The following is a 10,100-nucleotide window of genomic DNA, read 5'->3' on the forward strand; positions in this document are numbered from 1 at the left end:
GCGCGGATGCAAGAAAGCATGGGTCCCGGTGTGACGGAGGTGCAGCTTTGGGGCATCCTGAACTACACCAACCTGGCGGGCCAGCCGCACCAGCCGCTCGCTCGCCCGGTGGATGAGCTTGGCGTCGGTCGGGAGCATGACGTTCTTCGGCTGCACGGTGGTCTCGAGATCACCTGGCGCGTGTCGGCAACCCGGCCTTGACCGCAAGGCTGAGGCTCTCCTGCAACAGCGCCATGATCCGCCTGCAATTCCAAACCTGCCGTCCGCCTTAATCGATGTGCTTTCGGATAGTTCAACGTCGACTGATTAGTTCCGAGCGCTGAAACATCCGGCGACCCAGTATTGACCGCGAAGAGAACCACAGAGGCGGCAGCTACATGGATACGCGGAAGCGAGCTTGCAATCAGCTCCGCGATCGGAAAAAATCATCTGGATACTTAAGATATCTAGCGATGCGCAGCTGGTATCATTTGCATCCATCATCGGTGATTCGGCCGGCTGCACCAACTCCGATCTCGGGTTCGCCTGTACGACCGTACTCACTCCTCCCAGCCAGCGGAAGATACCGCGGAAATAGGCGCGGCATCAAGGCCTGCTGGGCGAGGTGGGCTGAGTTGCATTCTGCAGCCGACACTAGTAGCTGTCACAGCTATACATATATATTGAGCATGATGGAGCAATCGTTCGGTGCACGGCCTGTCATGGAGTTGCCGACATAGTGGGTCCTTGGTACACCGGCCAGCGTGCATACTGGAGAAGCTGTCGATTATGCCGAAAATCGTCGATATTGAGGAAACGCGACTCCGTATCGCAAAAGCGGCGGGGAAGGCGATAGCGGCTCGAGGTATCTCGGCCGTGACTATGATCGATATCGCAAAGGCGGCTGGCGTCACGACGGGCATGATAACTCATTATTTCGAGGGCAAAGCGGACATCATAGCTGCGGCCTTGCGCGTTCCCTTTATGGTAATAGAAGAGGACATTGACCGTCTGTTGAGTAAAGGAGAAACGGATCTCGCAACTCTGTTGGACGCGGCGATCCCCGCTTCAAAAGCGCATGCTGAAACTGGCGCTATGTGGGTCAATTTCTGGGGTGTAATTGCTGCGGATACCGAGTTCCGCAAGCTCAACGCGACGCTTCATCGTGAGGGAAAGCAGATCTACGATCGAGTGATCCGAGCCGCGTGGCCGGAAAGCAACGGATGGACACCGGAGGTCTTTGAAATCGCGCTTCGATCAATTGTGACGTTTCTTTTTGGCCTGAGCGCTGGCGGGGTAACTAATCGAGACGTTTGGACCCCATCCGTTCAACGCTCTCAGTTGGAACTCCACCTGTCTTTGGTCCGCGACTGGGCTTCACGATCGCAAAGTAAGCTCGCGAAAGTGGTGAAGTTAAGACACTGAATAGGGTACATCGGGACCTCTGGACGCGTTTGGCGCTAGATCTAAATGGCTTTTGGACCGTATTAATCTGCGTTGCTCACCCACTCAAACAACCGAATAACCATATAGCTAGCTCCTGGAGCCTTCTGTGGTTGCCGCCCGTAATGCAAGAGGCTTCTGGCCCTTTTCGACGTGTGATCGAGTGCGGTCTTCTGTCAGGCGCTTCAAGCGCGCCATTGCCAGAAGCCGCTGGCCGGTATGGTGATCTGCAGATCAGGCCAAATCTCAACAACGAGCGCATTGGCTTCTTTGGCTCCAGCTGGTTTTCCTGATCCAGATCTGTTCGATCGTTGCGAGGTTGTCCTCGGTAAGACCGAGTCGGCTGATGGGTGGTTTTGAGCCGATACTGCCATGCGGTCTATGCCAATTGTAGCGGTGAAGCCATCGTGGCAGTTCGGCGGTGCGTTCGTCTGAGGTGTTGTAGGCGCGCGCATAGGCCCATTCGCGCAAGCTTGTCTGAATGAAGCGCTCGGCTTTCCCGTTGGTTCTGGGAGTATAAGGCTTGGTGAAGATCTGGCGCAGGCCGAGACGTTTGCAGGCCGCTCGGAAAGTCTTTGACCGGTAGCAGGAACCGTTGTCGTCATTACCCGCTGCACTCAAAAACCGAGGCTGGCGTAACAAGCAACGGCGGCCTCGAGGAAGGCGACAGCGCTCTGCTTGCGCTGGTCGGGGCATGACCTGGACGAAAGCGGCACGCGAAGCATCGTCGATGCAGACATGGACGAACTCCCAGCCGATGCCGAGGTGAGGATTGATCATGCCAGTTTGTCGTTCGGTGATGCGATGCCTGACAGAGCCGATCCGGCCAAGCTTCTTGATATCAAGATGGATGAGCTCGCCGGGATGCTCCCGCTCATAGCGTCGCACGGGTTCTGGCTCCAAGGTGCTCAGCTTGTTCAAGCCCAGTCGGCGCAGAACACGGCTGACAGTCGCTGGCGAGACGCCGGCCTCAGTGGCGATCTGTTTGCCCGTCCAGCGCTGGCGTCGCCGTCGTTCGATGGTCTCGATAATCGCTGCAGGCGTCGGCTGGCGCAGCCGATGCGGCCGGGATGAGCGATCCTGCAACCCTGTCAAGCCTTCGCGGCGATGTCGCTCGACCCACTTCCGAACCGTCCGCGGGCAGACGCCTGCGGCTTCGGCGACGGCCTGCGGCGTCTGCCCGCTCTCGACCTGCCTTACAATTCGCTCTCGACCGCGTGGCGTCAGCCGGGCATTCTTGTTGACGTTCTCCGGTCCTCCGAGAAATCACTGAAGCTTCGACAACCTCAGCTTTCCCGGTCTGGACCGGGTGGACAACCTGCTGAAAGCTCACAGCTAGCGCAGGTGCTCGGCACGTCTGCTCGCGCGGTGTGAATCCCCGCCGCCCCTGTGGCCTTTCCGCCAGGACCGTACCCATACCGTCTATACGCGGCCCGAGCGTAGTCGACGAATTGACGCAAAAAAAGATTTTGCTGATCTTGACGACAAAATGTAGGATATATAACGTCCATTCTATCTTGTGGTACGGCTATGGCTCGGGTTGCGCCGGTCCCTTGCCGGATTCCCGATGCTCACCGCGGCCGTCGCTCAGGTAGCACGTGCGTGAACTCTGTTTTTTGATGCGAAGGAAAGAAACCCATGGACCTCGAACTGAAAGACAAGCGAGTTCTAATCACTGCCGGAGCAGGCGGTATTGGCAGGGCAGTGGCCGAGCGTTTCGCTGCCGAAGGGGCAAAAGTTCTCGTCTGTGACGTCGACAACGGTGCAATCGACAATGTTCTGAAAACCACCGGTATGCATGCAGTGCTCGCCGATATCTCGAATTCGTCGGCGGTCGCCAAACTCTTCCAGGAGGTAGATCACCACCTGGGCGGCTTGGATATCTTAATCAATAACGCTGGCACCTCTGGCCCTTCGAAGCCGGTTGAAGCCATTAGCGATGACGAATGGAAAGCTACACTTGCCGTGAATCTGGACGGCGCGTTTTATTGTTCGAGATCAGCTATCCCACTTATCAAGGCAGCTGGCGGCGGATCCGTCGTTAACATGTCTTCAACAGCCGGCTTTCTGCCGTTCTCACTGCGTTCTCCGTACTGCACCGCCAAGTATGGCGTCATCGGCTTGACCGATGTGTTGGCAATGGAGCTGGGACAGCATAACATCAACGTCAATGCAATTTGCCCCGGTGCCGTTGACACGCCACGATTGCAACGTGTGCAGCAAATGGCGTCAGAGTCTCGGGGAGTACCCCTTGAAACTATCAGAGAATCCGAGCTCAAAATGTACTCTATGAGACGGATGGTCAGTGTTCAGGAAATAGCAAGCATGATTCTATACTTGTGCGGCCCTCATGGGCGGATCATCTCGGGACAATCCATCGCAATCGACGGACAGACCATATCCTCGGAATACTAAGGCCCTGGCGCGGAAGCGGAAGTTTTGCGGCGGCCTTAATTGCGCTCACCCCTTGGAGAGAACCGATGCCCTTAACTATGAATCGCGAAGTCTTTATAACTTGTGCGGTCACTGGCGTGGGAGATACTGCCCGCAAGTCTCGCAATGTCCCGCGTTCACCTAAAGAAATCGCCGCCGCCGCCGTTGAAGCGGCCAAGGCGGGGGCGGCGGTGGCCCACATTCACGTCCGAGACCCTGAAACCGGGGCTCCATCGCGTAGGAACGACTTGTATAAAGAGGTTGCCGACCGCGTGCGACAGGCTGATATCGATGTTGTGCTTAATATCACGGCTGGCATGGGAGGAGACCTTATATTTGGCAGCGTTGAGCAGCCTTTGCCTCTCGCTCCGACCAGCGACGTTGTCGGTGCTTCGGAGCGGTTCAGTCACATAATTGAGTGTGCTCCAGAGATTTGCACGCTCGATTGCGGAACGATGAATTTCGATGTTGGCGATTACATTATGACGAATACGCCGGCGACACTCCGCGCCTTGGCCAAGATGATGACCGATTTCGGGGTTCGCCCTGAGATCGAGGTTTTTGACACCGGGCAGCTGTGGTTCGCCAAGCAGTTGGTCAAGGAAGGATTGATTGAGGATCCTGTTTTGGTCCAGCTCTGCATGGGTTGCCCCTGGGGCGCGCCGAGCGACTTGGACCACTTCCTGGTAATGGCCAAAAGCGTTCCGTCTCATTGGACGTTTTCGGCTTTCACCATAGGTCGCGACGCGATGGCCTACCCTGCCGCGGCTGTTCTTGCAGGCGGAAACGTGAGGGTTGGCCTTGAGGACAACATCTATGTCGGGAAAGGCCAGTTCGCGACCAACGGGCAGCTGGTGGAAAGGGCCGTCAATGTCATTGAAAACATGGGAGCCAGGGTCATTGGACCTGACGAAGTTCGGCAGAAACTTAAGCTAACCAAGCGCTAGAGCCCAAGCTAGCGCCAAGCGGCAGGTCGGTCTGACCTGCCGCTTTTGTATGCTCTCCCAAGCGTATCAGATTTTAGCTGACAGAGATGATCGGTACCCATGACTCAGATCGCCCAGGCGGCTTGCATAGGCGGTGGCGTAATAGGTGGCGCGTGGGCTGCGCGTTTTGTTTTGGCGGGCATCGATACCAAAATCTTCGATCCCTATCCCGACGTTCAGCGGCTGATGGCCGAGGTCATTGCAGACGCTGAGCGCGCATATGGGATGCTCACAAGCGCGCCCCTTCCCGAGAAGGGCAGCCTGACTTTCACGGGATCTCTCGAAGAGGCAGTCCGAGGCGCGGACTGGATCCAAGAAAGTGTGCCGGAGGACTTCGATCTTAAGCGCACAGTTCTGGCGCAGATAGACGCTGTGGCCCAGCCCAAGGCGCTGATTGGCTCTTCCACCTCCGGTCTGATGCCGACCGATCTCCAGCGTCACATGTGGCACCCAGAGCGGATGTTTGTCGCTCATCCCTATAACCCGGTGTATCTGCTCCCTCTCGCTGAGCTAGTTGGTGGCAACAAAACAGCGAGAGCCGTGCTCGACGACGCTAAGCTTAAACTCGCGACGATTGGCATGACGGGATTGATTATTAAGAAGGAAATCGAAGCATTCGTCGGCGATCGCCTGTTGGAGGCTTTCTGGCGAGAAGCCCTTTGGCTGATCAAGGATGGCATTTGCGACACCGAGACCGTTGATGACGTAATCCGCTACTCCTTCGGGCTCCGCTGGGCACAGATGGGGCTTTTCGAGACATATCGCATTGCCGGCGGCGGAGCTGGAATGCGGGATCTTCTGTCCAAGTGTGGTCCCCGTCTTTCGTGCCGTTCGACAAACCTTACCGATGTGGTTGAGCTGGATGCTGAGCTTGTTGAGAAAATTGCCATTCAGTCTGAGGCCCAGTCGGGCCAACGTAGCGTTCGAGAGCTCGAAAGAATCCGCGATCAAAACCTCGTTGGGATTCTCCAAGCCCTGAAGGCAGGGGATGAGGGACGTGGATGGGGTGCCGGCAAATTGCTCGCTGATTTTGAGGCGTATCTTCGGAAAGTCACGTTAAAGGCTGGGGCCACTCCCAGTCATAAGCCGGTGAAGCTGTTTGAAGTGAAGGTTCCCCCTGCTTGGATCGACTACAATGGACACATGACTGAATACCGGTACACCCAGTGCTTCGGAGAAGCATGCGACGTGTTCCTCCAAATGATTGGTGCCGATGCGGAGTATGTTGAGGCGGGCCATAGCTATTACACGGTGGAAAGCCATGTCCGGCTGCTTTCAGAGGCGAAGGTGGGAGATGCCCTCTACGTCAACATGCAGCTCATGCCCTCAGATGGTAAAAAGATTCATGCGTTCATGTCATTGTACAACGCCTCAAACGGTAGATTGTTATCCACTTACGAGAACGTGATGCTCCATGTTTCGGCGAGCGAGGGGCGTTCTGTGGCGCCACTGCCTGAGATCATGATGCGACTCAAGCCACTTCTCGAAGCTCACGCAATTCTACCTTCACCCGATGGCGCTGGCCGGTCAGTAGGAGCCGGGAAGAAGGCAGGTTAGGCCTGCCGCTGAATGCAAGCGCTAACAATACTGGTGGGGCCAGACGGTGCCTTCGCACTCGAGAGGTCGGTTCGAGCATGTTGGGCGCTCACCGACGACCTTCTGATACGCTCCGGCGAAGGCCACCTTGCGAGAGGATGGCACGGTAGCGAGGCTGCGCTCTTAAGGTCGTCCTTACGAGCGAAGTTAACAGCACAGCATGAGCCATGTGACGTTATTGACCGGGCCGGAGCGGCGGCGCCGTTGGAGTGAAGCGGGATCAGTGCCGGATACTGGCCGCGGCATTCGCGCCCGGGGCCACGGTGGCGGCGGTGGCGCGTCAGTACGATATCGCGACCAGCCTGATCTATAAGTGGCGCCGCACGGTGAGAGCCCGCGAGACGGGCTTTGCCGAGGTTGTCGTAGCTCCCGACGAGCCTGTCGCCGTTTCGCGGCCGGCGACGCCACCAGCGGTGATCGAGCTGGAGGTCGCCAGCAAGGTGCGGCTGCGGATTCCGCTGACCACGCCGCCGACACTGGCGGCGGCGATGGTGAAGGCGCTGGGCGTTTCATGATCCCGGTTCCGAGCCAGGTGCGGATCTGGTTGGCAGTCGGCCGGACCGACATGCGTCGCGGGATGCAAGGCCTCGCTCTGCAGGTTCAGGAGAGGTTGGGCCGGATCCGCATGCCGGCGATCTTTATGTCTCCGCGGACGCAGCGGCAATCTGATCAAGATTATCTGGCATGATGGGCTCGGCGTGCCGCAGTATGCCAAACGGCTCGAGAAGGGCCGGTTCCTATGGCCGTCGCCGGCGGACGGTACGGTTTCGATGTCACCGGCGCAGCTCGCCTACATGCTCGATGGGGATCGATTGGCGCAACCCGCGTCACAGGTTCCGCCCCCAGCGCGCGGGCTGAGGTTTTCTTTGAGTTTGCGCCGTTTTCCGCGAGTCAGCGGACGCGTTTTGGTTCACTCCAGGGTATAGTTGCCACCGCCTAGGATGCTGTTTCCGGACGATATCGGGGCGCTGAGAGCAGCGCTGACCGCGGCGCTGGCCAGAGCCGAAGATGAGGCCGCGCGCGCTGCGCTGGTCGAGGCCGAACTGGCGGTCGCCAGGGCCAAGGCATCGGATAATGCGGCGCTGATCGCACATCAGCATCTGACGATCCGGAAGCTGCAGCGGGCGCTGCATGGTCAGAGTTCTGAACGCTCAGCCCGCCTGCACGACCAGATGGAGCTCACCTTCGAGGAACTCGAGAGCACCGCGACGCAAGACGAGATCGCCGCCGAACAGGCAGCGGCCCGGACCACCGAGGTGGCGCCTTATGTGCGCAAACGACCGGCGCGCCAGCCATTTCCCGAGCACCTGCCGCGCGAACGCGTGGTCGAGCCGGCGCCGGCCGCTTGCCATTGCTGCGGCGGTCATCGGTTGCGCAAGCTGGGTGAGGATATCACCGAGACGCTGGAGGTGGTGCCGCGGCAATGGAAGGGTGATCCAGCACGTGCGGGAGAAGTTCACCTGCCGCGACTGCGAGAGGATCAGCCAGGCTCCGGCGCCCTTCCACGCCACCCCGCGCGGCTGGGCCGGTCCCGGCCTGCTGGCGATGATCCTGTTCGAGAAGTTCGGCCAGCATCAGCCGCTCAACCGCCAGGCCGAACGCTATGCCCGCGAAGGCGTGCCGCTCAGCCTGTCGACGCTCGCCGACCAGGTCGGCGCCGGCGCCGCGGCGCTGATGCCGCTGTTCAAGCGGCTCGAAGCCCATGTGCTGGCCGCTTCGCGTCTGCACGGCGACGATACGACGGTGCCGGTCCTGGCCAAGGGCAAGACCGATACCGGTCGATTATGGACCTATGTGCGCGATGACCGACCGTTCGGCAGCGCCGATCCGCCGGCGGCAGTGTTCTACTATTCCCGCGATCGCCGAGGCGAACATCCCGCGGCGCATCTCGCCGGCTGGAGCGGCATTCTGCAGGCCGATGCCTTTGGTGGTTACGGCGATCTCTATGCGACGGGTCGTCAGCCGGCGCCTGTTCTGGAGGCCAGCTGCTGGGCCCACAGCCGGCGCAAAGTGTTCGAGCTGGCCGATGTCGAAGCGGCGGCGCGCAAGAAGGCGCACGGCGAGAAGCCCAACCTGGTCTATCCGCTGGCGGTTGAAGCCGTGAAGCGCATCGATGCCTTGTTCGATATCGAGCGCGCGATCAACGGCCTGTCGCCAGGCCAGCGCCACGCCGTGCGCCAGGAGCGGAGCGCGCCGCTGGTCACCGAGCTCGAGCGCTGGATCATCGATACACGCGACAAGCTCTCGCGCGGGCACGACCTGACCAAGGCGTTCAAATACATGCTGCGCCGCTGGTCATCCTTCACCCGGTTCCTCGAGGATGGGCGGATCTGCCTATCCAACAATGCTGCCGAGCGAGCCCTGCGCGGCGTCGCTCTCGGAAGAAAGTCCTGGCTGTTCTGCGGTTCCGATCGCGGCGGACAGCGCGCTGCCGTGCTCTACAGCCTGATCGTCAGCGCCAAGATGAACGATATCGACCCGCAGGCCTGGCTCACCGACGTCCTCGCCCGACTGCCCGCCTATCCGGCCCATCCGATCGATGATTTGCTGCCGTGGAATGGAGATCCGCAAAACTGCGGACCTAACCAGCTGCGGCCTGATCATGCAGCGCAATAAGGTGCATCACGTCTACACCGTCGAACGTGTCGCCAGGGACCTCGGCGTCAGCGAAGCGCTCATCCACGAACTGACCCCTGGTCTCGAGCCGGAGGACGGCGTCATCTGGGTGTACGGCGCCAACGATGACGACGGGATCTTGGCCTTCACCGATGAAGGCATCGAGGAGGTCAAACTCCTCCTCGAAGAATATCATCGCGTCTCCCCATCGAAAGCTTGACCCGGTGCTCAGGTCCTCATGGCCACCGGATACGCACGTCCGCGGTCTTCACCGGATGCGTACTGTTCGAGCTGGCCGATATCGAAGTATCGAAGCGGCAGCGGGCAAGCATAACTTCACGCACCCAACCTTGATGCTGCCGGGAACTCGGTCGTGAACTCATAAATGCGGAATGACCTTCGAGGGGTGGATTGTGGACATTGTTGAGAGCCACTAGGCTTCCCCGATGCCGTCTCCTTGCAAATTCACCCTGAGCCTCGGCTTCGCGCTTGCTCTTCTCGCATGCAGCGGGCCTTACGCTGATGCGAGCGGGACTCTCGGCCCGCGGCGGAGTGTTCATCGGAATGTTTCACGCGTGCCGTGGAGGCGCTATGGATACCTTCCTGTCCAAGTGACTGAGCATGAGTGTCCACAATGGGGTCGTTTCCCGGCTGGCCCTTTCATATCGCGCCGAATTCTGATTCAGTCTCCACATGAGCCGATATGACCTGACTGACTTCGAATGGCGCGGGATCGAGCCGCAGTTGCCCAACAAGCCGCGAGGAGTGCCGCGCGTTGACGACCGCAGGGTGCTGAACGGCATCTTCTGGGTGCTGCGATCGGGTGCGCCATGGCGCGATCTGCCGGAGCGATACGGCCCGCGCACCACCTGCTACAATCGCTTCGTCCGATGGCGGAAAGCAGGTGTGTGGGACCGCCTCATGGATGCCATCACCAAAGCCCATGACGGCACGGTTCAGATGATCGACAGTACGCATACGACGAAGGCCGCATGATTGGCACACGCGCGTGCGCGCGGCGGGCTCTATGATGGCGATGTGTGAAGG

Annotated in this window: 8 protein-coding genes and 3 pseudogenes; 9 read left to right on the top strand and 2 right to left on the bottom strand. The window is 59.4% G+C overall.

Going from position 1 to position 10,100, the window contains the following annotated elements; translation table 11 throughout:
* Positions 1–63: 63 nt before the first annotated feature.
* A pseudogene (locus tag AC0L2P_RS31765) lies at positions 64–241 on the bottom strand (IS5/IS1182 family transposase); the annotation flags it as partial.
* A gap of 527 nt (positions 242–768) precedes the next feature.
* Here AC0L2P_RS31765 and AC0L2P_RS31770 point away from each other — a divergent pair.
* Entirely contained in the window at positions 769–1,404 is a 636-nt protein-coding gene (locus tag AC0L2P_RS31770) for a TetR/AcrR family transcriptional regulator (RefSeq protein WP_473507177.1), read from the top strand.
* A gap of 264 nt (positions 1,405–1,668) precedes the next feature.
* Here AC0L2P_RS31770 and AC0L2P_RS31775 read toward each other — a convergent pair.
* Positions 1,669–2,670, bottom strand: a pseudogene (locus AC0L2P_RS31775) (IS481 family transposase); the annotation flags it as partial.
* A gap of 390 nt (positions 2,671–3,060) precedes the next feature.
* Here AC0L2P_RS31775 and AC0L2P_RS31780 point away from each other — a divergent pair.
* The 8 genes and pseudogenes from AC0L2P_RS31780 to AC0L2P_RS31815 form a co-directional block, all read left to right on the top strand.
* A complete protein-coding gene (locus tag AC0L2P_RS31780; protein ID WP_473507178.1) occupies positions 3,061–3,837 on the top strand; it encodes an SDR family oxidoreductase in 777 nt (258 codons plus the stop codon).
* A 65-nt stretch (positions 3,838–3,902) separates the two neighbouring features.
* Complete coding sequence (gene bcoG, locus AC0L2P_RS31785; RefSeq protein WP_473507179.1) at positions 3,903–4,802, top strand: 3-dehydrocarnitine:acetyl-CoA trimethylamine transferase BcoG; 900 nt, start codon at positions 3,903–3,905, stop codon at positions 4,800–4,802.
* A 99-nt stretch (positions 4,803–4,901) separates the two neighbouring features.
* Positions 4,902–6,398: a carnitine 3-dehydrogenase gene (locus AC0L2P_RS31790; protein WP_473507180.1), complete on the top strand. Its 1,497-nt coding sequence runs from the start codon at positions 4,902–4,904 to the stop codon at positions 6,396–6,398.
* Positions 6,399–6,646: 248 nt separating this feature from the next.
* Positions 6,647–6,952: a transposase gene (locus tag AC0L2P_RS31795; protein WP_473507181.1), complete on the top strand. Its 306-nt coding sequence runs from the start codon at positions 6,647–6,649 to the stop codon at positions 6,950–6,952.
* Between the two features lie 183 nt (positions 6,953–7,135).
* Positions 7,136–7,363, top strand: a complete 228-nt coding sequence (gene tnpB / locus AC0L2P_RS31800; RefSeq protein ID WP_473507182.1) for an IS66 family insertion sequence element accessory protein TnpB — start codon at positions 7,136–7,138, stop codon at positions 7,361–7,363.
* Between the two features lie 15 nt (positions 7,364–7,378).
* A protein-coding gene (gene tnpC / locus AC0L2P_RS31805; protein ID WP_473507183.1) for an IS66 family transposase occupies positions 7,379–9,053 on the top strand; the annotation gives its coding sequence in 2 pieces (ribosomal slippage) (positions 7,379–7,867 and positions 7,869–9,053; 1,674 coding nt in all).
* Positions 9,040–9,273, top strand: coding sequence for a hypothetical protein (locus tag AC0L2P_RS31810; RefSeq protein ID WP_473504650.1), 234 nt, complete (start codon positions 9,040–9,042; stop codon positions 9,271–9,273). Before tnpC ends, AC0L2P_RS31810 begins: the two co-directional genes overlap by 14 nt.
* A gap of 473 nt (positions 9,274–9,746) precedes the next feature.
* Positions 9,747–10,028, top strand: a pseudogene (locus AC0L2P_RS31815) (IS5 family transposase); the annotation flags it as partial.
* Positions 10,029–10,100: the final 72 nt, after the last annotated feature.

The sequence above is a fragment of the Mesorhizobium sp. WSM4836 genome, assembly GCF_055811815.1.

Coding starts and splice junctions, on each gene's coding strand:
- AC0L2P_RS31790 (WP_473507180.1), top strand. CDS start 4,902: ATGACTCAGATCGCCCAGGCGGCTTGCATAGGCGGTGGCGTAATAGGT.
- AC0L2P_RS31810 (WP_473504650.1), top strand. CDS start 9,040: ATGCAGCGCAATAAGGTGCATCACGTCTACACCGTCGAACGTGTCGCC.
- AC0L2P_RS31770 (WP_473507177.1), top strand. CDS start 769: ATGCCGAAAATCGTCGATATTGAGGAAACGCGACTCCGTATCGCAAAA.
- AC0L2P_RS31780 (WP_473507178.1), top strand. CDS start 3,061: ATGGACCTCGAACTGAAAGACAAGCGAGTTCTAATCACTGCCGGAGCA.
- bcoG (WP_473507179.1), top strand. CDS start 3,903: ATGCCCTTAACTATGAATCGCGAAGTCTTTATAACTTGTGCGGTCACT.